Annotated in this window: 27 protein-coding genes and 1 pseudogene; 9 read left to right on the top strand and 19 right to left on the bottom strand. The window is 28.2% G+C overall.

The window, feature by feature from the left end; all coding sequences use genetic code 11:
* Nucleotides 1-22: 22 nt before the first annotated feature.
* The 6 genes from ACX0KU_RS07020 to ACX0KU_RS06995 all read left to right on the top strand — a co-directional run bounded on the left by ACX0KU_RS07020 (nucleotide 23) and on the right by ACX0KU_RS06995 (nucleotide 6,309).
* Nucleotides 23-775: a RecB family exonuclease gene (locus ACX0KU_RS07020; protein WP_472992160.1), complete on the top strand. Its 753-nt coding sequence runs from the start codon at nucleotides 23-25 to the stop codon at nucleotides 773-775.
* A 210-nt stretch (nucleotides 776-985) separates the two neighbouring features.
* Entirely contained in the window at nucleotides 986-1,141 is a 156-nt protein-coding gene (locus ACX0KU_RS07015; RefSeq protein ID WP_472992159.1) for a hypothetical protein, read from the top strand.
* Nucleotides 1,119-2,888: a recombinase family protein gene (locus ACX0KU_RS07010; RefSeq protein ID WP_472992158.1), complete on the top strand. Its 1,770-nt coding sequence runs from the start codon at nucleotides 1,119-1,121 to the stop codon at nucleotides 2,886-2,888. Before ACX0KU_RS07015 ends, ACX0KU_RS07010 begins: the two co-directional genes overlap by 23 nt.
* Entirely contained in the window at nucleotides 2,797-4,440 is a 1,644-nt protein-coding gene (locus ACX0KU_RS07005) for a recombinase family protein (RefSeq protein ID WP_472992157.1), read from the top strand. Before ACX0KU_RS07010 ends, ACX0KU_RS07005 begins: the two co-directional genes overlap by 92 nt.
* A gap of 67 nt (nucleotides 4,441-4,507) precedes the next feature.
* Nucleotides 4,508-4,681, top strand: coding sequence for a hypothetical protein (locus ACX0KU_RS07000; RefSeq protein ID WP_472992156.1), 174 nt, complete (start codon nucleotides 4,508-4,510; stop codon nucleotides 4,679-4,681).
* Between the two features lie 14 nt (nucleotides 4,682-4,695).
* Nucleotides 4,696-6,309: a recombinase family protein gene (locus tag ACX0KU_RS06995; RefSeq protein ID WP_472992155.1), complete on the top strand. Its 1,614-nt coding sequence runs from the start codon at nucleotides 4,696-4,698 to the stop codon at nucleotides 6,307-6,309.
* A 203-nt stretch (nucleotides 6,310-6,512) separates the two neighbouring features.
* Here the strand turns inward: ACX0KU_RS06995 and ACX0KU_RS06990 are convergent.
* From ACX0KU_RS06990 to ACX0KU_RS06955, 8 genes and pseudogenes are all read right to left on the bottom strand, one after another.
* Nucleotides 6,513-6,875: pseudogene (locus ACX0KU_RS06990) on the bottom strand (sugar phosphate nucleotidyltransferase); the annotation flags it as partial.
* Between the two features lie 86 nt (nucleotides 6,876-6,961).
* Nucleotides 6,962-8,722, bottom strand: coding sequence for an RNA-binding domain-containing protein (locus ACX0KU_RS06985; RefSeq protein ID WP_472992154.1), 1,761 nt, complete (start codon nucleotides 8,720-8,722; stop codon nucleotides 6,962-6,964).
* Nucleotides 8,723-8,853: 131 nt separating this feature from the next.
* Entirely contained in the window at nucleotides 8,854-10,419 is a 1,566-nt protein-coding gene (locus tag ACX0KU_RS06980) for a recombinase family protein (protein WP_472992153.1), read from the bottom strand.
* 5 nt (nucleotides 10,420-10,424) lie between these two features.
* Nucleotides 10,425-10,592: a hypothetical protein gene (locus tag ACX0KU_RS06975; RefSeq protein ID WP_472992152.1), complete on the bottom strand. Its 168-nt coding sequence runs from the start codon at nucleotides 10,590-10,592 to the stop codon at nucleotides 10,425-10,427.
* Nucleotides 10,593-10,782: 190 nt separating this feature from the next.
* Nucleotides 10,783-11,229 carry a DMP19 family protein gene (locus ACX0KU_RS06970; protein ID WP_472992151.1) on the bottom strand — a complete coding sequence of 149 codons (447 nt, stop codon included), beginning with the start codon at nucleotides 11,227-11,229 and terminating at the stop codon, nucleotides 10,783-10,785.
* A 62-nt stretch (nucleotides 11,230-11,291) separates the two neighbouring features.
* Nucleotides 11,292-11,594, bottom strand: coding sequence for a hypothetical protein (locus ACX0KU_RS06965; protein WP_472992150.1), 303 nt, complete (start codon nucleotides 11,592-11,594; stop codon nucleotides 11,292-11,294).
* 74 nt (nucleotides 11,595-11,668) lie between these two features.
* Nucleotides 11,669-12,133 carry a hypothetical protein gene (locus ACX0KU_RS06960; protein ID WP_472992149.1) on the bottom strand — a complete coding sequence of 155 codons (465 nt, stop codon included), beginning with the start codon at nucleotides 12,131-12,133 and terminating at the stop codon, nucleotides 11,669-11,671.
* A 445-nt stretch (nucleotides 12,134-12,578) separates the two neighbouring features.
* The gene (locus ACX0KU_RS06955) at nucleotides 12,579-12,986 is read right to left on the bottom strand and encodes a hypothetical protein (protein ID WP_472992148.1); all 408 of its coding nucleotides are present in this window, start codon (nucleotides 12,984-12,986) and stop codon (nucleotides 12,579-12,581) included.
* A 285-nt stretch (nucleotides 12,987-13,271) separates the two neighbouring features.
* Here ACX0KU_RS06955 and ACX0KU_RS06950 point away from each other — a divergent pair, with 285 nt between their 5' ends.
* On the top strand, nucleotides 13,272-13,469 hold the full coding sequence (locus ACX0KU_RS06950) for a hypothetical protein (protein WP_472992147.1): 198 nt from the start codon (nucleotides 13,272-13,274) through the stop codon (nucleotides 13,467-13,469).
* A gap of 43 nt (nucleotides 13,470-13,512) precedes the next feature.
* Here ACX0KU_RS06950 and ACX0KU_RS06945 read toward each other — a convergent pair whose 3' ends face one another.
* Complete coding sequence (locus ACX0KU_RS06945; protein WP_472992146.1) at nucleotides 13,513-14,451, bottom strand: hypothetical protein; 939 nt, start codon at nucleotides 14,449-14,451, stop codon at nucleotides 13,513-13,515.
* Nucleotides 14,452-14,742: 291 nt separating this feature from the next.
* On the opposite strand from ACX0KU_RS06945, the gene ACX0KU_RS06940 reads away from it, so the two are divergent.
* Nucleotides 14,743-15,231: a hypothetical protein gene (locus tag ACX0KU_RS06940; protein ID WP_472992145.1), complete on the top strand. Its 489-nt coding sequence runs from the start codon at nucleotides 14,743-14,745 to the stop codon at nucleotides 15,229-15,231.
* Between the two features lie 19 nt (nucleotides 15,232-15,250).
* Here the strand turns inward: ACX0KU_RS06940 and ACX0KU_RS06935 are convergent, their stop codons facing one another.
* The 4 genes from ACX0KU_RS06935 to ACX0KU_RS06920 form a co-directional block, all read right to left on the bottom strand.
* Nucleotides 15,251-16,018 carry a DUF4367 domain-containing protein gene (locus ACX0KU_RS06935; RefSeq protein WP_472992144.1) on the bottom strand — a complete coding sequence of 256 codons (768 nt, stop codon included), beginning with the start codon at nucleotides 16,016-16,018 and terminating at the stop codon, nucleotides 15,251-15,253.
* 4 nt (nucleotides 16,019-16,022) lie between these two features.
* Nucleotides 16,023-16,613: an RNA polymerase sigma factor gene (locus ACX0KU_RS06930; protein ID WP_472992142.1), complete on the bottom strand. Its 591-nt coding sequence runs from the start codon at nucleotides 16,611-16,613 to the stop codon at nucleotides 16,023-16,025.
* Nucleotides 16,614-16,818: 205 nt separating this feature from the next.
* Nucleotides 16,819-17,268, bottom strand: coding sequence for a hypothetical protein (locus ACX0KU_RS06925; protein WP_472992141.1), 450 nt, complete (start codon nucleotides 17,266-17,268; stop codon nucleotides 16,819-16,821).
* A gap of 26 nt (nucleotides 17,269-17,294) precedes the next feature.
* Entirely contained in the window at nucleotides 17,295-17,636 is a 342-nt protein-coding gene (locus ACX0KU_RS06920; RefSeq protein WP_472992140.1) for a mediterrocin family bacteriocin, read from the bottom strand.
* Nucleotides 17,637-17,897: 261 nt separating this feature from the next.
* Here ACX0KU_RS06920 and ACX0KU_RS06915 point away from each other — a divergent pair, with 261 nt between their 5' ends.
* Entirely contained in the window at nucleotides 17,898-18,338 is a 441-nt protein-coding gene (locus ACX0KU_RS06915; protein ID WP_472992139.1) for a hypothetical protein, read from the top strand.
* A 79-nt stretch (nucleotides 18,339-18,417) separates the two neighbouring features.
* Here the strand turns inward: ACX0KU_RS06915 and ACX0KU_RS06910 are convergent, their stop codons facing one another.
* From ACX0KU_RS06910 to ACX0KU_RS06885, 6 genes are all read right to left on the bottom strand, one after another.
* Nucleotides 18,418-18,807 (bottom strand): ACT domain-containing protein, encoded by a 390-nt coding sequence (locus ACX0KU_RS06910; protein ID WP_472992138.1) that lies wholly within the window; start codon nucleotides 18,805-18,807, stop codon nucleotides 18,418-18,420.
* Nucleotides 18,808-18,831: 24 nt separating this feature from the next.
* Nucleotides 18,832-19,221, bottom strand: coding sequence for a VOC family protein (locus ACX0KU_RS06905; RefSeq protein ID WP_472992137.1), 390 nt, complete (start codon nucleotides 19,219-19,221; stop codon nucleotides 18,832-18,834).
* 64 nt (nucleotides 19,222-19,285) lie between these two features.
* Nucleotides 19,286-19,687 (bottom strand): hypothetical protein, encoded by a 402-nt coding sequence (locus ACX0KU_RS06900; RefSeq protein ID WP_472992136.1) that lies wholly within the window; start codon nucleotides 19,685-19,687, stop codon nucleotides 19,286-19,288.
* 32 nt (nucleotides 19,688-19,719) lie between these two features.
* A complete protein-coding gene (locus tag ACX0KU_RS06895) occupies nucleotides 19,720-19,923 on the bottom strand; it encodes a hypothetical protein (RefSeq protein WP_472992135.1) in 204 nt (67 codons plus the stop codon).
* A gap of 521 nt (nucleotides 19,924-20,444) precedes the next feature.
* Nucleotides 20,445-20,912 carry a VanZ family protein gene (locus ACX0KU_RS06890; RefSeq protein WP_472992417.1) on the bottom strand — a complete coding sequence of 156 codons (468 nt, stop codon included), beginning with the start codon at nucleotides 20,910-20,912 and terminating at the stop codon, nucleotides 20,445-20,447.
* A gap of 224 nt (nucleotides 20,913-21,136) precedes the next feature.
* Nucleotides 21,137-21,568 carry a hypothetical protein gene (locus tag ACX0KU_RS06885; RefSeq protein WP_472992133.1) on the bottom strand — a complete coding sequence of 144 codons (432 nt, stop codon included), beginning with the start codon at nucleotides 21,566-21,568 and terminating at the stop codon, nucleotides 21,137-21,139.
* Between the last annotated feature and the right edge of the window lie 122 nt (nucleotides 21,569-21,690).

Genomic DNA, 21,690 nt, shown 5'->3' with positions numbered 1-21,690 from the left:
ATGTCTATAATTACAATAGGAGGTGAAAAACATATTTAATCAAAAACTATTTATAAGCAATACAAGTATAAATATGTTTAAATACTGTAAAAAAAGATTTAAGTATAAGTATATTGATAAAATTAAATGTAACCTTATTAAATCCCATTACTTAAGTTTTGGAACCACAATTCATAACACACTATCAGAGTATAACAATCTACCTTCCCCGCTGCAAAGCTATAAAAGCTTGACTTCTCTCTTAAAAAAGCACTGGATTTCTGAAGGATATGACTCACTCGAAAATGAAAAAGTTCATTTTGTTAAAGCTCAAGATATGCTTTTAGAGTACTTCAATGATAGAAAAGACTCAGGAGCTGTTATTTTAAATGAAGAAATGATATATAGAAATATAAATAAGAATCTAACTCTATGTGGAAAAATTGATAGAGTATATATTAACGAAGATAATAAAATTGAGGTTTTAGACTATAAAACAAGCAATTCTTTTAGTCCTATTATGGACCTTTATAATGATATGCAACTCCCACTCTACTCACTTCTAATAAAATATAAGCTAGATACCTTTCCTAAAGTTATTAGCTACTATTATCTCAATTTTAATAATAAAGTTTCTATAGATTTAGATAAAAAAGTCATTGATTATTGCTTACTACAACTCAAAAAAGTCATTTCAGAAATATATTATGAATCAGAATTTCCTTGCAACCCCTCTAGTCGTTGCAGTTCTTTCTGCGAATACTTTACTCATTGTGAGTACTTTCGTAAAAATTAATCTTATCCTATCTTACTTAGGTAATCCTAGATTTTTTATTTTCTAAGATTACCTCCTCCCTCTTAAAAAACTAAATCTTTAGATTATATAAATTTTAATAATTGTTATATAACTTTTATATAAATTTTATTAATTATTATATATAAATTAATAACTTTTTAGAAAATAAAATATAACCATCCATATAAAAAAATGAGGTGAAAATAAAAAATGCAAAATTCTAATGATAATTTTCTAAAAATATCAATAAAATACTCTGAAAATACCCCTAGTTGGAATAATTTTATTGATTATCTTATATCTTTTATGATAGATAGCAATATTTTTGATGGAATAAATAAAGATGACAGAAATATTAAAAGTTAATAATGAAATTTTAGAAAATCCACGCAATTATGCTGCAATTTATGCTAGAGTATCTTCTGCAAAAGATAATAATTCTATAAAAGCACAAATTGAAAAAGCCAAATCCATTCTTAATAAAAGAAATTTACTAGTGTACGGTGCCTATACTGACCATGTTTCTGGGCTCACAACTCCACCTGCCGAAAGGGCTGGATTCAGCAAACTCCTTGCTGATGCAAAATCTGGACGTTTTAAAACATTCATTGCATATAAGCATGATAGAATTGTTAGAAATTTAAAAGATTGGATTGAAATTAAAAACCAATTTAAAAAATTAGGAATTAAAATTATTTTTTCTGACGAAACCGAATACGCCTCTGACGACTCTTTGCAAGGAGATTTTCTTGAAAATTTACTGGTCATGGTTGCAGAATTAGAACCCGGTAATATAAATGAAAGGTCTAGTAATGGTAGAGACTTTAGACGAAACCAGGGTGTATATAATTCTGCTAGAAGCGAACCTTTTGCTTATAAGAGAGAAACCTTTTCATCAGTTTATAATCCGTCTAATATAAAATCCTTCTATAAAGTAGACCCATTAAAAGCAGCTTTTATAGAATACATTTTTAATTCCTTTAGTAGCTCTCTTGATATTGAAGATAATAAGACCTCACTTAGGCATTTAAAAAAAGATACATTGGAGATTTTAGATAATGTATCTAAAAATTTATCTGTTACTAATCTCAATAATCTAGAGAAGGGTTATTCCTGCTCTATAAAATCAAAATTTATATCTGCAATAAAACAAGAAATTGAGTTGGGAAAACCAATCCAGGATATAAAAGAAATCTTAATTGATATAAATAAGCGAGCAGAAAACATAGCACATATTCATAATCTATTAAAAAATCCTATCTATGGTGGATATCAGCTAATTGATTCTAATAATGAGAGTTTAGGAATTATAATAGAAGAAAACTCGGTAAGATTAAATTTTAGCTTTTTCGAGAAATTAATAAATGTAGAAGGACCCATAGTAGATAAAAATGTATTTGAAAAAGTATATTGCCATGTGCACTTATCTACTCTTTTGAAGCACATAGAGCCCGCCCATATGTTTAAAGGAATGCTTAAATGTGGTATATGTAATAGAAAAATGTATCTTTATGGACACCTGTTTAAATGCGATGATAAAAAATCTCAGCCAAACTGTAAGTCTTATGTGAAAACAAATCTTATAGAGTCTATTTTAGATATGATAATTGACGATGCTCTCATTCAGAGTGAACTTGGTTTTAACAAGTTCTTAAACGCTATAGAAGAGAAGCTAAATAGGTACAATAATGAGCTCCAAAAGTTAAGGAATCTAAAAATTTCTATACTGAAAGATTATCTTAAATATAAAAATGAAAAATATATGGAAGTTATAAATCATAAGCAAAGAGAAATTAATGAGTTACTTCAAAAGGTGGCTGAACTCCAAGAAAGGCTACATTCAATTAGAACTCTTCAGAAAAATATAAGTCTAAATTACTCTTATAAAAAGACTTCTAATGAGGATGATAAATCACTTATTGCTATTATAAAGATACATCTCATTGACTATATAACTCAAAATGAAAACATATTTAACCCTCTTTTTGAAAAGATAATTAAAACTATAGAGGTGAAACCTATTGCATACAAAGACATCCATAAATCCCAAATCTCAATTAACTACGAATACATCTATAAGAAACATAGCGATATATCTGAGAGTATCCACTGAAAAACAAGATAGAAACACTTCAAAAACAACCCAGTTAACTGCAATTGAAAATTATATAAAAAATAATAACATCTATATCGGCAATAAGTATATTTACGAAGATAAGGATTCCGCCTCTAGAAATCCTAAAGGCACGACTATTGATGACGATAAAATATCTTCAAGAATTGGATTAAATGAGCTTATCGCTGATGCACGACTTAAAAAGTTTGATACAATCATAGTTTTTAGCCATGACCGCTTAACTCGAAATGTGCAAGAGTCATTACTGCTAAAGTATCTTTTCGCTAAGTTAAACATAAAAGTTATCTATTGCCGTGCTGGTGAAAAACTTGATTCTAAAAACCAAAAGATAAATGACTTTTTTGAGAGCCTACTAAATAATTTATCTCAGCTCGAGTCCAACTTGATTTCCTCTAGAGTTAGGTTAGGAAATGAGTATAACATAAGACATAATTACTGGGCTGGAGGTCCAGCCCCATATGGATATATGTTAGTAAAAGACCATGTTAATAGTAAAAAAAGTGTTCTAGAGATAGCATATACGGAAGCTAGGATAGTTAAAGAAATTTTTAGTCTTTATCTGCAAGGTTATACCCCTGATAAAATAGCTACTATTATACAGGTGAGATACGCAGGGAATGATGATAGAAAGTGGACCAAGAATACAATTAAGAGTATTTTAAGTAATAAAAACTATACGGGAATAATGGTTTGGAATAAAAAAGGTGGCATCAGAAACCCCATTAAGCATCACAATACTATAGAGTCTAAGAAGGTTAAAGACAATATCATAATAACTGATAATGTATGGGAAGAGGCTCAAAAGATTAGAGCACTTCAAATAAAAAATCCAAAATATTTATCCACACCTTTTCTATTAAAAGACTACCTTATCTGTTCGATGTGTGGAAACCTTATGAGTACTAAGAATAACGGTAAGGGCAAAAGTCGTGTTTACTATTGTTCAAAAGAATCTGGAAAGTGGGAATTGTCAGTTAATGCAGATTTAATAGAGGATAAAATCACTCGAGAACTCGGTATTTTAATATCATCTCTACTAAATGAAAAAGAAACTTTTAATAAATTCTATGAAAGATACCTTGATGATTTTGAATCTAAAAAAGACCTATACCTAAAGCAAAAATCAGAACTTCTAAAACTTATCAACGAAAACGATGACTATCTAGATAAATGTAAATCCGAGTTAGAAAGCATAGGTTCAGATTTAGACCCAACTAAACCTGATAGATATAATAAAGAGTTAAAATTTCTAGAAGAATTAGAAGAACTAAACTCATATCTTAGAATAAACAAAGATATATTAGATAAAAGGTTGTCTGATATACAATCACAGCTCCAAATAACCGTTGTTGATAAAGAATCTTTTCGAAATCTTCTACTTTCAAAACAAAGCATGCTCTGCCTTATCCAAAGGAAAATACCAGATAAAACTGCCTATAGCAGGAGTTTAAGAATACTTTTCTATAACTTTATCGATAAAATTATCCTATCTCAAGATAAAACGTGTGTTGATATAATATTAAAGTAGCTTGCACTAATCTTTTCCCTTTAGGATGAATATACTTTTAATGAAGCAATTTATCTGTGGGGGGCATATGCCAAATCAGTACACCAAAGTAGAGCTCAAACTAGAGATTAATGAAATCCACGATACTACACATCTAAAAAAACAATATACTAAAGCAGTATTTGAAATTCTCAAAAATAAATTTACTCAAGATTCTAATTTTATAAATGAACTAATTAACACAATAAAAAAAGAGTTTTAGGAAGAGGTGGTCTTTTGACTACAGCAGCAATATATGCAAGAAAAAGTAAGCTGACTGAAAAGGGTGATTCTATTGAAAACCAAATTAAATTATGCAAAAACCATCTTGATAATTTAGGCATAGATGATTATCTGATTTATAGAGATGAAGGTTTCTCTGGTAAGAATACAGATAGACCAGAGTTTACTAAAATGCTGGATGATGCTAGAAAAAATAAGTTTACTGTTTTAATATGTTATAAGTTAGACAGAGTTAGTCGTAGCGTAGCCGATTTTTCCAACTTTGTTAGTGAAATTGAGAAACTTGGAATATCTTTTATTTCTCTTAATGAGCAATTTGACACCTCTTCTGCCATGGGAAGAGCTATGATGTATATTTGTAGTGTTTTCGCTCAACTAGAGCGTGAAACTATATCTCTTAGAGTCCGAGATAATATGTACTCTTTGGCTGAATTCGGCAACTGGCTTGGAGGGGAGGTCCCAACTGGCTTTCAAAGCGAACGGATAAGCTATATTGATGATAGCTCTAAGGAAAGAACCCACTGTATTTTAAAGCCCATTAAAGAGGAAGTTGAATTAGTCAGGCTTGTGTATGATAAGTACCTTGAATTAAAAAGTTTAAGTAAAGTTGAAAAGTACATGTTATCAAATAATATTAAAACTAAAAATAATAAAGACTGGTCAAAATCCGGTCTTAGGTCAATACTTACAAATCCAGCATATGTACGTGCCGATTTAGATGTAGTTAATTATTTTAAAGCCTCAAGTATCTCTATTCACGGTAATGTTGATGGTATTCACGGAATCACTACTTATAGTAAACGTAAAGGAAAGCAAGGCAAATATAAAGACCCAAAAGATTGGATTTATGCTGTAGCAGAACACGAAGGATTAATAAACTCGGAGGATTGGTTAAGAGTGCAAAAACAAATAAACATAAATAAATCTAAAGCACCAGCCTTAGGAAGCAGTAATCTCGCCCTTTTGAGCGGTCTTGTTAGATGTGATAAGTGTAATAACTACATGCGTGTATCCTATGGAAAGCAATATGCTAATAGTAATGTGAAAAAGTTTTATTATGTATGCAGCCTCAAGAGAAACTCGGGGAATACTCGCTGCAATATGAAAAATGTTAGTGGCGTTGACCTAGACAATATTATAATAGAAAAACTAAAAGAAATGTCTGTTGACAAGAGCATATTAGTATCTGAACTTCAAAAGTACAAGTCTGATATACAAAATTCTAAAGAGAATCTTGAGTATAAAAATATACATCAAAGCATTAAGCAAAACAAAATTATGTTAGATAATCTTGTAAATAATGTATCTCTTACAACAGATAACGAAACTGTAAAAATTCTTTTTAACAAAATTAATGAACTCAAAGAACAAAATAAATTTTTAGAGAAACGTCTTAATGAACTGAAAGATGCAACAGAGGCTCAAGCAACTATAATTAACAGTTGTGATTCATTTATGAAAATTATAAGAAACTTTTCAATGGTTTCGGATATTGCAAGTTTAGAAGAAAAACGTAAGCTAATTTCCTCAGTCATCGAGAAAGTTTATGTCAATGGCGATACTGGAAAGGTCTCTATAAAATTTTGGGGAGTAGACGGCATTGATTAATCTACTCTCCAAAAATTTTTCCTTCTCTTTATCTTTAGCTTTTCTAAAAAAATCCCCGCTCTTTTATATTCTATACTATCTGTTTTAAAATCTTAAATCCGTATATTCTGAAATGAGGTGAATAAAATATAGAAATCCTTGAAATGCTTGAAAATACTAATGTTAAAACGTTGGATACAGCGTCGCAATTTCATGAAGCGTCCATCTGCTCTCCATGCGAACATCCCGCTGTTCCATAAGTAGTTGCCATCAATTAGAAAGTCTTTAGCAACCTCAAGGTTAGGTTTCTCAGTAAACCTAGCCACCTTGAAGGTTGGTATGTCAGCAGCAACTCTATTGCCCATTTGAATATAGCCGTAGCCAGTTTCTGGCCTTATTGGATTTACACCAATTGTTATAAGCCCTCTTCTTTTTTCCGCAATTTGAACTGCTTGTTGAAGAGTTTCTACAAATAAACTTTCTTGTTGGATAAAGTGATCTGATGGTAATACTAACATCACAGCATCTTTATCCTTCTTTAAAAATTTTATTGCAGAAAGACCTATACATGTAGCGGTCTTCTTATTATGGATATTGGTCTTTTGATAGACCGCTATCGACCGTTTATCGACCGTTTATCGACCACTTCCCGACTGCAATTTGATTATCAATTTTAAAAATTAAATAATACATATTTTATTCTTGCACCTGAACCAGTTCTTTTTATTATTTGTTTTTCTTTTAAAATATTGAATAAATCTATACTCTTAGTTTTTCCAAATCCAAATTCATCTCTACATATCTTATTTGTAATAAAACCATTTTCAATAATATATTTTAATATTTTAATTTCATCGTCATTCAGCCCTTGAAAAATTTCTGAGCTGTTTGTTTCATCATTTAAACTATTTGTATTATTCTCTCCATTTATAGACTCAGGTTTTGTAGCATTTTCAAATATGCTTGTTAAATAATACTTAGTTCCTCTTCCTATTCCACCCGCCTCTAAACAACCTTTTTCAACTAATGAAGATAGTATTTTATTACTATTTATTGCATGAGTATTAAGTAGTTGTTGAAGTCTGTTATTAGTAACATATTCTTCTTGATCTGCCACTACTAATGCCATAACTTCTTCCCTACCTAATTCATCATACTTATCATTTAATACTGATTTAAGTAACATTATACTTTGTTGTGGTAGCATTGAAATTGTCCTTAACGTCAATACTATTCTATCTGGATCATATAGTTCTTCCAAATCTGGTGCTAACCACTCTTGCTCTTTCCATGCTAGTTGTATATTTTCTAGTCCTGAACCTGCTCGTTCTCCAATACCTAGTAAATTAAACATCTTAAAGATATTTTCGTTTCTCGGATCGCTTATTCCACCACTCAATGCCTCTTCTCTTGTTATTCTTAAGCTTCCTGGATTACTAAATCTAAAATATGTCTTTCCTTTTTCGATAACTATACCTCTTTGCAGTCTATAATCTGCATGTATTAATGCATTAGCAACTGCTTCTCTTACCGCCTCATGTACTCTAGTATCATCTTGTCTTATTCCATTACTAGTTCTAAATGGCAAATTCAAATTGTCAGTTATTCTATTTATAATCCTAAAATAAAAATCAAATATATTCCCACTCCAAGTTCCATCAGATGATATAACTCTGTAATCCCATCTCACTTCTTCTGACATCTTTTCTCTATAATCTAAAAAATATTTAGGAAATTCATCTGTTATTACTCTATCTTCTCCGAACATCAAAAGTCCTGCTGCTGTTATTCCTTCCTTACCGGTTTTTCGATCTTTATCATATGCACCTAATTTGTATAAAAATACTTTATCATCAAAAGATACCCATGGATGATTTGGTTTTATGGACCTTAATCTATTTCTAAAACTATTTATAGTATCTTGATTTAAGTCACTTATATCGAATCCATCTAATATTAAACTATCTTGAGACTCATCTAATTGATCCGCTAACATTCTTTTTATTTCTTCTTTAGAACATTTGTAATCTCCTGAATAATTTCTTCTAAATGTGCCTGAATGTTTACTTTCATTAAATGGATTTTCACCTATATAAACGGGTCTTGCTTTTCTATCAGCCTTTGGTATATTTATTTTTATAACTTTAAGCCCCTCAATTTCAAGTATCTCTACTGAATTATTATTCAATATGCTAGTACTTACCTTTTTAGGATTGTTTAAGTTGTCCCATAAATCCTTAATTATATTTTCATCATTATTAACTCCAGTAACAAAAAACTTACCTGCCTTCTCCTTTACACCTAAAAAAAGCGTTCCTCCACTAGTATTTGCAAATGCTGAATAAGTCTCCCATAAGTCTTTAGGTAATCCTCCTAAAGCCTCTTTACACTCTATTTCATCATTTTCTACCAAGTTATAGATATCAAATTCCATATCATCACCCCTTTTTTACTTCCCTAGTTAATACTTAAACAATAACTTGCTCCGACTTTCATAACTACTCTTATGTTAATTATATCAAATCCTACTTCTTTTTAAACTTGATATAAAAGAATTTATTAAGATTAACATTGACTATTATTAGAGAACGTAAAATATATATCTAGTTTCTTTTGCTTTGTTTCCTTATTTTCACTTACTACTATTCTATCAATTAAGGTTTCAACTATCCCTCTATCAAACTCTTTAAACTCTATGAAGTCATTAATTATCTTTTTATAGTAGTTAAATTTCTCACTTTGATCTTCTTCTTTACTAAGCTCCTTTTTAAGCTCTATCTCTTTTTCTTTTAGCTTATCTTTTTTAGCTTCAAGAGATTTAACAATATATTGAAAGTTTTCTCCGCTTATATTTCCATCTAATTTATCTATATAGGAAATATTAATTTTCTCATTAATATCATCAATTCCCTCTAACACTTTAGCTAAAGCTTTCTTATTTTTTTCTCTTTTAATATTCACTAATCTTTCAGCTTCACCATAGTATTCTTGTATATTTAATTCTTTACTGAGTTCTAGTAGTTTATCTATAATTATTTCTTTTAAACCCTCCTCTTTAACTGAGTGTGCTGTGCATTTACCTTTTGATCTTTGACTTACACTACACTTATAACCTTTATATTCTTTCCTATAGCAAAGTGGACTTCCACATTCATTACAAACAAGAACTCCTGTGAATAAATGAATAGTATCTCCCCTATATCGGAGAGTTCTCCTTCTCTTATAGATAAGAATTTGAACTAAGTCAAATTCTTCTCTAGATATTATTCCTTCAAACTCTCCTCCATTTATCTGCTGATCTTCTGACACTGACTTTGACTTTTTAAGTTTATAACTTACTCTTTTAGTCATTCCTTGTATCATAGAACCAGCATATTTAGGATTAGTTAGAATATATCTTATTGTATTTGATGCCCATATACCATATTTGCTTTTCCCAAAGTTTTTCACATGACTACTTGGTGGAGCAATTCCTTTATTGTTTAGGTAGCTGGCTATCTTCGCCATACCCCACCCCTCAATATATAGTTTAAAAATCTCTTTAACAGCTTCAGTAGTCTCATCCTTAGCTGTAACTAAATATCTAAATTTCAAGTTGCCTTTATATTCTTCCTGAACTTTATATCCATAAAGAGGCTTACTTGCAATATAAGAACCTCTAAGCATTCTTTGAAGTAATCCATCTTTAGTTCTTCTAGAGCAATCCTTAATATACATTTCGTTTAATATATTCTTAAAAGGCACTATATCATCAACTTCATGAATTGTATCTACATTATCAAGAACGGATACAAATCGCACTCCCTTTACCTTGAAGTAATCCTCTATATAGTATCCAGCTGTAATATAGTTTCTTCCGAATCTTGATAAATCTCTTGTTAGAACCATATTTATTTTACCATTATCAATATCCTCTTCCATTCGTCTAAAGCTTTCTCTATCAAAATTAGAACCACTAAAACCTAAATCTTCGTATACTTCTACCAAGTTATAAATAGTATCTATACTTTCATTATTTTTATCTCTTATCCATTTATTTAGGCTTTCAATCTGGGCTGGTGTTGACTCCTGCTGATTCTTTTTATCTGTTGACACTCTAGCATATATAGCTACATTCCATTCTTTATGCACTTCATTCACCTCCTGCTATCTTTATGGTGAATGGCAATTTGGTTATATTCAGTATTTTTAGTTTCATTATTTCTAGTACTTTCACTTATTTTTCTAAAGACTAGCTTTTTCATAAGTTCATTAAAATCCTTATTTTCATAGTGAAGTTCTACTTCCAAATCATTTTTTGACATAACAAAACCCCAGCATATTGATTTAATAAAGTATATGCTAGGGAAAGTGTGTATAATTCAAATGTAAATTTTTTATTAGATTATGCAGTTATATGAAATTATTTCAAGTGGAGACTTATCTTCTTTATCTATGTACTTCATCTTCTTAGATAATGATTTATATTATAAGAAGAATATGAATTAAGTAGAATTACTTTACTCTTCCTCTTATATGATTAATACATTTATCATATAACTCATCATATAAGTTGCTTCCAAATTCATAAAACTCATCATCAAGTTTATTAAAATCATCATATTTCTCATCATCTGTTTTATCAGATTCAAAAATATTTACTGCTTTATTAAGTAAATTTGAGAGGTCTATTTCTCGTATTAAATTGAGAAAATGCAAAGTGCTTCTTGCATATATTCCTTCTGTGTTCAAGAAATATTGGTCAAATCCGCCATTGTTCAATTCCATTAGTATTTTACCGACCATGTAAAAATTCTTTTCATTTTCATCTAATTTATCGTAACCTTCTTCTATTTCTTTTTCTAATGCATAATCTGAAATCTCATAAAAAAGTTCCTCATTTCCGCAGTCTTTATTTAACATATTACTAATATCGTTAACCATGTAATTGTATCCTTTCATTTGTTTGTTATAATCTACTGTTATAATACCTTATAAGAAAATATTTCACTTATCATAATATATTATTCGCCTAATTCAGAAATCTTAACAAATGTTTTTTTCTCATTATCATACTCATAAACTCTTACCCAACCGTAATAATGGCTATTTTTATCAGTATTAATAATTGCTATACGATTTTCAGATATAGTTACAACTTGCTTTGGTACAGTTTCATTTGTACTTATAGGATTTGTATTAACTGTTGCTACATCTTTACTTTGATTAAGTTTGTTTAAAATACTAACCATGCAAATAAATATAGCAATTAAGCATATAAGTATTCCTATTCCTATAGATTTATTAATCTTACTTTCATTACTCATATATTACTGCCCCTATCTTTTAATATTAGTTCACCATATGATACTATTATTACTCTAAAGAAGAATATTGCGTACTATAGCTGAAGTCCTAAACCCTTCTTCTGAATTATATATGAGTTTGGTTCTTCACCTTTAAATTCTCCTATATTAAACTCTGATAAATCTACTAAATCCTTAATTAATGTCGGAACCTCAACATTCCAAACAATCTTATCAAATTTCATAGGAAACTCAGTATGTGGATTGCTACTATGAAAATATATGGCATCATTATTCCCGCTACACCCGTCTATCAATATCCAGGTCTGAAAATCTCTTTTATTATCACTTGTTAATTTTTCTATTTTATCAAGTATTCTAATATAGTATAATATGTGATTTTTTCTATGTTTCAAACTAACATTTGTAATTCCATTCCAGTCTAAATGTGTATGCCATAGGTTATACCATGAGTTATCATATAGGTCTAATTCAAACTCCTTTAATTGTCTTTCAACATATCTATACTGTTTTTTTAAATCTCTAGTTTTTTTCTTCATAAAATCTTCTCCTTACACGCTTTTTAGGGTTAATATTTGACTTTATAATTTCTTATCATATAGTTTTTGCTTTTGTAAAGCTTTGATACCAATTACATTTACCTTCTTCATCATAACTCTATCACTTATTAAAATCTCTAAGATCTTATCATTATTTAAAGACTCTCTTATTTTAGCTAAGATAAAATTAATATTAATCTTTTATTTACTCAATAAAACTAAACATAAATCCAGTGGCTATAAAAAAAATTGCTATAAAGCATGGAATAGCATATCCATATCTAGTATAATACGATGCCTTATATACTACATGAAAAATGAATATTCCTATTAGACCAGTTTGTAACCCAAATAAAATATTTGCAATGGACGATTTTCTTTTTATAAATTTCATTAAAAATAAATCAATAATAATACTCACATGTAAGATCATCTGATTAAATTTTTATTTTGTTTTATTCAATTCAATTTTTTCTATCTCTCCATCTAAATCTATTTCAGCAAATATTGTTTCATTTTCATTTTCTAATGCCCCATTATCTTTAGTTGATATTGTAAAGTTTTCTTTATCCTCTAACTGTTCTAATATATACGTTTGCCTTGCTTTACCAGCACTAGTTTCATAGCTAACTGTTAAACTTTTATTTGATGATAAATTGGATTTATCTTTATTATATTTTGCAACAAAAGTATTTGCCTTAAAGTCACCTTTTCTTTTAATTATATATTCACATGTCCAATTTTCATTACTTCCTGTGTATTTATATATGGTGCCACTAATATTTTTACTTATTTTATAACCAGTAAATGCAATTACAATTAATATTAAAATGCTTAAAATTTTTTTGCTCATAATAAAATTCAATCCTTCCATATTTATGATATGTCTTATATTTATACACTTTAAGATCTTCCAATCATTTGTTTTACTTTTATTTTATAATTTTAATAATCCTCCTTTTACTTTAATAAGATAAAAATTAATAAAAAAAGTTTCACTTTTATGAAACTTTTTGCTAACTTATTTATCTAATCTATAAGGAATGCTTAGATATATGCTATTTGAACTTAATTCCTAATAGTATATAATAGTTATCACAACTCAATTTCCATATTTTTAAAAAAAGGAGGGTTTTATTTGAAAATTAATTTAACATCGATATTTATTTTTTTTGCAACTACATTTTTAGTAATCATATTAGGAATGATTTTAGAAGATAAATTTAGGACAAGTGATCCTTATAATGGTTCAATAGTTGCTATTTTTATTTTAATTTGTATTTTAATTGGATTAGTAGTTTCATCTACATATCTAATATTAAATAAAAAAGACTGACAATTTTCTGTCAGTCTTGTTTTAATTGAGGCAAGTATATCTATTAATAATATTCTAATCTTATAGGAGTTGAAACTTCATCTATAATAAGTGTTGCAGTAAATCCAGTAAAGTCTGGCATACCTAAAGAATTTACACTTATGGTTGGATCTACGTTTAGACCAGCTTGTTTATGTCCATAGGCTAATCCCATATTTGTATTAAGATCGTAACTGTTGCCTTTATACGCAGTAAATGAAAGTATTCCTTTAGGCATTCCTTTTGTTCTGTATGAAGAATAAGAGGCATCTGGCATAATTGCACCTATATTTAGTCCTTGTGAAACTAATGATGAAGGGACTATAGGAAAATTAAATCCCATACGATCAGTACCTGATATAAGATCTGATCTGTCTATAGAACCATTATATGTCTTAGATAAACTTGTATGAGCTTTACTAGGCCAGTAAGTAAATCTTACACTTCCAAGCTCTGTTGACCCTGGAAATACTGAATGAGAATCATGTCCTAAAACAAAATAATCATCTAATTGAAAACTAGGTACTTTTAGCCATTCAAATGCTACATAAATCGATATTTTATTTTGTGTAGTTTGACTTAAATCATATATCTCATAAATCAACCTTATCCAGCCTTCAAGAGACTCATTTCCTCCTGTATAGCCTTTACCTAAAGTAGTTACTAATTCTGAACTTAATATGTTATCTTTTTCAATCTCCTTTAAATATTCTTGTTTAGAATAAGTCCTTAGTACAGTTTTTCCTATCTTATTTGGATCTTCTATTATTTTTGCATAAACTTCTTTAGTCTCTTTTAATACTCCGTACTTGGTTGTAAGTTCTAGTTGACTTTGCACTCCTTCATCATTAATAAATCTTAAATCATTCAACAAACTGTTTGTTTCTTTTTTAGGAAGAGCACTTGCTGTAATTGAAAATAAAAACATGAGTGCCATTAATACATAAAACAATCTTTTTTTCATTAATATTACCCCCTGTAAATTCTGCTAGTATAAAATTTCTATACCATTAGAATCTTTTGTTTTTTAATAACATAGTAGTATTGAAATATCCTTTGTACCTCGCTTTACTAGTTAAATTATGAAAACACATCCTTTAAAACATTTTTAGCGCTAAAACTCTAACTATAAAGCAATTGATCAATTTGCTTCTACATATAAGATAAAAAAAACAAAAAAATGTTTCACTTTTTTGAAACTTTTTTTGTTTTTTTTTATCTAATCTATATAAAATTATATAAGGGGGATTAACCTATGAAAAAAATATTAACTATTTTAGCTTTTACTCTTTTACTTACTGGACTTATATCTTCAAAGGCTTTTGCAGTTTCTATCGATAAAGCGCCTGATGAGAAAAGAAGTCAAAGTGAAGTATTCTATTCCAAGGATAACTACAATTTAATCATTGATACACAAAGTACAACTAGCGATACTTTTATTAGTTGGGGAAGCTCTATTCAAAAAATAGATACAGGCGTTGTAGAAGTACAAGGGTTAACCAAGAGCTATGTATCATCTGATATAATAGGTTATACATTATATGTTGAGCAATATCGAAATGGTAGTTGGACTACAATTAAGACTTTCTCCTATAGTTTAAATAATACTACAACCGTTAGTGGAAATTATACTTTATCAGTAGCTTCTAATAACTACTATAGAGTAAGAAGCACGAATTACATAACGAATAATGGAGTAACAACCTCTAAATCATCAGTCTCTAATTCAATATATGTAAATTAAAATAAAGCCCCTTAGGGCTTTATTTTAATGACTTAATTATTTTTTTAACTTCACTATCTTCAATATTATAATATGCTGTCATATCAAACTTTATATTATTATGAAACCATATTAAATTTTTAAAGTTTTTATCATCAGTAATTAATTTTATTTTCAAATTATTAATATTTATATCTTCAGTTCTAAGTTGTGAACTAACAGAAAGTGTTTCTCTTGATTCTTCATATACAGTATTTTGCCAAAGTTGAATTATTTGTTTTCCATCATTAACATAATTTTGCTCTACCCTATGATAGCCTCCCATACTCTTTACATGTTTTACACTATCTATCTTGTATCCATCAGGTAGATATTCTGGGACTAATAGCTTAAAAGGTACTTCTTCCCTTGCCTCGTCTATTGATAGCAACTTTTCTATCTGATCACCTGGATTACCACTATGTCCTCCTTCAACTAAACTATCCTCTGGGATATCTCCTGTAGTAATTTTAATATCTTTAGCCTCTCCCCTTAATTCCTCAAAGGTTTTTACTACTTTAAACTTAAAAGCAATTACCTTTGGAATTGATGATAGGAATGTTGATATAAGTATAACAACTGTAAAGCTAGCCACCAAAGCTATCTTTTTTCCTAGTGATGAGCTAGTACTTTTTTCTTTTAAATTATTATTAAATTTATTTATTACATTATTAAATTCAGGAATCTCTATATTTGAATGTATGTCCATTTCATTGTTAAATTCAATATAAGTATCTTTTATAAGTCTCTCTAAATTATTATCCTTCATATTTCTATCCCTCTTTTTTCTTTAAAGTTGCTGCTGCAATTTCTAAAGATGATTCACTATATAAAACATGTTTATATATCTTTTCCTTTGCTCTAACGTGCTTTGTTCTAACAGTATTATGATTTAAATTCAATATTAATGCTATCTCATTTAAATTCAAATCATAATAATACCTTAGGTACATTATTTCTTGATCAATGGGTTTTAACATCTTAATAGATTCTCTTATTTGCTCTTTTGTTTCACTCTTTATTAATAAATCTCCTGTAATATCTCCTAAAAAATCTGCTGATAATTCTAAATGTATATACTCACTTGGAATTTCTCTATTATACTTTTTAATCCAAGATATGCTTTCATTTTTAGCTATTGTGAAAATCCATGATTTAAACTTATTTATATCTTTAATTGTATGAAATTTTTCATATGCTTTCATTAAAGTTTCTTGAAGTATATCATCAGTTAAATGCTGATTCTTTATAATAGAATATATAAATTTATATAAATCTTTATATATTAAAGAAATCTGCTCTTCAAAGTATTTCTTACTTTTATTCTGTTTAAATATATTAATTAATTTCATAATTTTCTCCATGATTTTATAATTTTATATATATTTTTACATTTTATCACCATATTTAAGCTCAGTCAATTTCTTACTATTTGGTAAAGTATTTTTTATTTATCCATAAAATAGAGATTAATGTAAGTCAATGTGATATCAATTTAGCTATATATAAAATATTATATAAAACCATTTATACTATTTTACCTCTTAACTAAATACGCAACAATTGCTTTTATTCTTCTAACTGCCACATTTCATTAGCTTTTAGAAATAACGTCTCCAAGCCTGCTTTATGTTCTTCAACTTTTTTAGCAATATACTTATCCTCTTTATCTATAGGTTTCATATTTTCATCAACATAGACTTCGTATACTGCATCAACTTCTTTTATCCTAAATCCATATTTATATCCATCAAACATTAATGGCCATATAATTAAAAATTCACCTTTATTATAATTAGAAACTCCTAAATTACCTGTATAATATAAGTACGCTGGTTTCTTTACATTATAGATATAACCATCTTCATTTTTCATAGCATATACGCCGCTACCATCTTTGGATATACGTTCTACAAACTTACTATATTTTATAGTTGTTATTAAAAACCAGCTAATATTTAAAGCTAAAAATATTGCTGTAATAACTATTAACATCCTTTTTATGTTAATCTTATCCATAAACAAAAATCCTTCCTAAAACACTATTAAAGTGCTATAACATGCTTTATATCTCTTCCTTTATGTGCAGTTTCTACTTTTGCCCATTTATCAGCTACTGCTGTATTCCAATGTACACCATTATCATTTTGAACTATTGCTGTATGCGACTTATAGTAATGTCTTGTATGGGTATAGTCTTCATTGATCCACTCTGTATTATATCCATATACCATTTCCCACTGTCCTTTTGAATCATAATTCACTAATTCCCAAGATTGACTAAAAGTATATAGCTGATTACCATTAGAATTACAATAAATTACTGTAGAAGCTGCCAATATTCCTAAAAAAACAAAAGCACCAATTATGTTTTTAAATCCCCTCATAAAATTCTCTCCTTGAATCTGATTAATTTAATAACTTATTACATCCCTTCTCTACATATAAAAACCTCCTTTTAACTTAAATTAACTTCTATACTATTAAGATAAAAATTTTAAAGAAATGTTTCACTTTAAAATAAATTTTTTCTTGAAACATTCCTTTAATTAAATAATCTAATATATGAAATTAAGTTAGTTGCTTTGTACCACCTATTTTGTATTAAAATGGTATGAATTAAATTGTAATAAAAGGAGATGTTACATATGAAGAGTTTTAAGATAACTAAATCCAAGATTTTAGACATATTGATGATACTAATATTATTAATACTTACTGGCACTAGAGAATCAAGAGGATGTATAACAGCAGGGGAATCAGGTTTCATATATAAACAAACCGAAGAAGATGGAAAGTCAGAGAAATATATAATTTCAAATTTAGAACTTAACGAATTCCATTCTGGAGTATTAAGTGGAATTTATGGAAACTTTCTTCTTGAAGATAGTACCGTTTCATTTCATGCAATAAAATTTAGCTTACATAATGAAAAAGTTATCCTTATGAATGAAAATGAACGTTTCTATAAAGGAAAAGCTAAATATAAAGATAGTGACTATGGTTTAGATGTTAAAGTAAATTGGCCAGGATTTGGCACTAATATGTCAGGAACTTTATATAGTAAACTGACTAAAAATCATCCTTAGTTTAAAATAAATTAAGGATGATTAAAGTATAAACTAATAGATATAAAGTTAACTTTAATAGAATAGTATAACTTATATCCTAATTTATAACCTCATATCTTTCTTTAATAAGTGATTTTACAGCATTATCTATATCATTATTTTTAACAAGAATGTAATCTGTATCATAAGTAGAAATAGCAAATATACTTATTCCTTTTTGTGCTAATATTGTACTGATTGAGGCGAGAATTCCTATTAGTGAAAAATCTAGTGGCCCTTCAATCTTTAAAATCCTCCAATCTTTTTCACACTTTGTATCTTTAGGAATACTAGCTTCTGTGCATACAATTGATAACTCATCTGATGTCTTTGTAATTGATAAAAAATCACTGTTTTTTGTCCATTCGGGAATCAATTCATTTTTATCTAGTCTACATACTCCATATCTTTCCTTTAATAATTTCATTGTTAATATTTTTTCTACCATCGTCAATCTTCATCCTTTTTCATCTTATTCTGTTATTTCTATTCGATTTCCATCAGGATCTAAAATACAACTCTCATAATAACCATCTCCAGTATAGCGTGGTTCACTTACTATTTTATAACCTGCATTTCTTAATTTTTCAGTAAGTACATTAACCTTTTCAATACTGCCTACAGAAATAGCAATATGTATTAAACCAATATATTGCTTAACAGTATCATTTAAATTTGCAGGAATTGTTGGCATCTGCATAATTTCAAGCCTAGCACCTGATTCAAACTTAATAAAATATGATTCAAATTGTTTTTTTGTATTAGTATACTTATCTCCAGGAATGCCCTCAAAGTACTCTACATAAAAGTTTAATAATTTTTCAATATCTTTAGTCCATATAGCTACATGCTCTATTTTCATATTCCCACATCCTTAATTTTAAATTATAAGCCATGCTATTATACTACAAAGCAATATTAGATATTTACCGTGTAAAAGTTACTTTATCAAAGTATTTTATTGTTGGTAAAATAAATATTAATCCTATTATTATTCCTATAGGATTTTGATAAAAAGATTGTTGTCCACTTTGTTGAAATGAAATAATAGATCCTACTAAAAAATATACATTGAAACTTACCATTAACCAATAACCCCATCGTTTAAGACTAAGATACCCATAAGATATTATTAAGAGAATTAAAGAGATTATCACTTTCATTATAACTTCTGATAAAAAAGGAACCTTCAAAAAAGTAGGTAATGGTGAATAATAAATTCCAATTCTTCCTGTAATATTAGGAAACAATGATAATATTAATAAAGATGCACTAAGAACACATGCATCTCCAATAAATGTTATTATAAATGGTCTGTTTTCCCTCATACTTACTCCCCTTTCTTAACGATACTTCTAGTTTATTTAATTATAATATTGAAATATAAAAACAATATTCCCATAAATATAACTATAATAATCTTAGTGAGACAGCCTAATTCTGTTAGCCAAACTAAGTCACCAAACCTGTAACGATTTATTGAATCAGTCAAATTAATCATTGGATGTTCTTTATATTCTTCTATTCGGCGTTTATGTTCTTTATCTAGTTCATCTCTATCCATAACTTCACCCTCCTATTAAATCTTTAAACAATTTATGGTTTTATGATACATAACCCTATTTGAAATAACATTGTTAGCCTGTACAATATCTTCTTACACATCTATCTATGACTATAAGTTTTTACACCTCCCTATGTAGTACTAGTATGCATATATTTGTTTGTTATCGATACTCAAAAGTTATGATACCAAAAATTCTTAAAATAGTACTCTTATATTAGTTAAAATACGTTTAAGTGGATTTTAATTAAACAAAAAAGTCCTATTTAATATTGCATAAATAGCTAAAGGTACTAAAAGAGAGAAGGTAATTAAATTACCTTCTCTTTTTTACAAAAATTTCTTACAATGGTGCTTTTACTCCTCAAAATCATCTCTACAATTTCTGCATAGTTAAAATTACTACCATTTATCATTAATATTCATAAAATATAATCAAGCTATTTTTAGTATATGTATTTGATATACACTCTTTTAATATATTTTAAGAAACGTATAACTTGTAAAGATATACTCTATAATTATGCATTTTCTTTATTAATAGTATATACATACTCCATAAACTTATTGGTTTTAAGTTCGAATTTATCTATTAAACTAACTATCTTATAAGAAGCTGTTTTAAAAATTACATATCCTATAACCGCCCCTATAAAATTACATATTATATCATTTATATCAATAGATCTATAAGGATATTCTATAGCCAATGATATCAGTAATTGGGTCATTTCTATAACTGTTCCTATTAAAAAAAATATAGTACCTAGCTTTTTTTTGTTTTTTATCTTAATAACATAAGAAATACCAAATCCAAAAGGTATAGTTAACACTATATTTAATATCTTTTCCATACTATTCATATTAACAAATGGTTTAATATTTATTCTAGATGTTAGTTCTGCCTCAAGCCCCGAAAATATTGGTATAGGAAATATCGTATACTTAATCACGTTTAATAAATATATGTAAAATATAATAAAGAACATTATATACATACTGCTCTTATTTTTCTTTAATTTTAGCCATAAACACAGAATAATTAAAATTATACCAAATATTGTTAATACAAGTAAATTAAATCGTAACATATTTTCTCCTTGTCAATCGATAATATTATATACTATGCAAGTAAATTTTATAAATTCAGCATTAAAACAATCATATCAAGTTTTAATGCTGAATTCATAGTTGCTACTATTATTTCTAATTATTAATAAGTAGACGTTAAAGTACCTGAACCCTTAATATTCCAACCATCGTCAAGAGCTTTTTCAGCTGTAATATAATATACACCTGTTGGACAAGCCCCTATAGTTCTATTAAAAGTACTTGGTGAAGTTAAGCTAAATTGATCAGCACGTATATCAATCCCCCAATCTACTTGTCTATAAAGTGTCATTTTAGTTTGATTGGCAGTTGCTGCTGCTCCTCCATCTTTAGATATTACAGATATAATTCCTTCCCATTTAAAAGTTCCTTGATTCATTGAATAAAGTTGACCATTCACTTCTCCGTTAACAACTAATTGATACATTTCAAATGCCCAATTATGTGTTTGAGTTGCAGCAACTGCTGTAGTTGGAATAATCATTACCGCACTTAGCAATGTTCCCATTAGTAAATTTAAAAGTTTTTTCTTCATACCCATTTTCCCCCTTAGTTTATAACATTTGTAGTATTATCATAATAATAAGATCACTGTGAAAATTTATTATTTTATTACTCTCGCTAATATTATTAATTATGATATATACTAACTTATTA

Source organism: Clostridium sp. X, from assembly GCF_055755365.1.
The sequence above is the reverse complement of the archived record's forward strand: the minus strand, read 5'-3'. Positions and strand labels throughout refer to the sequence as shown.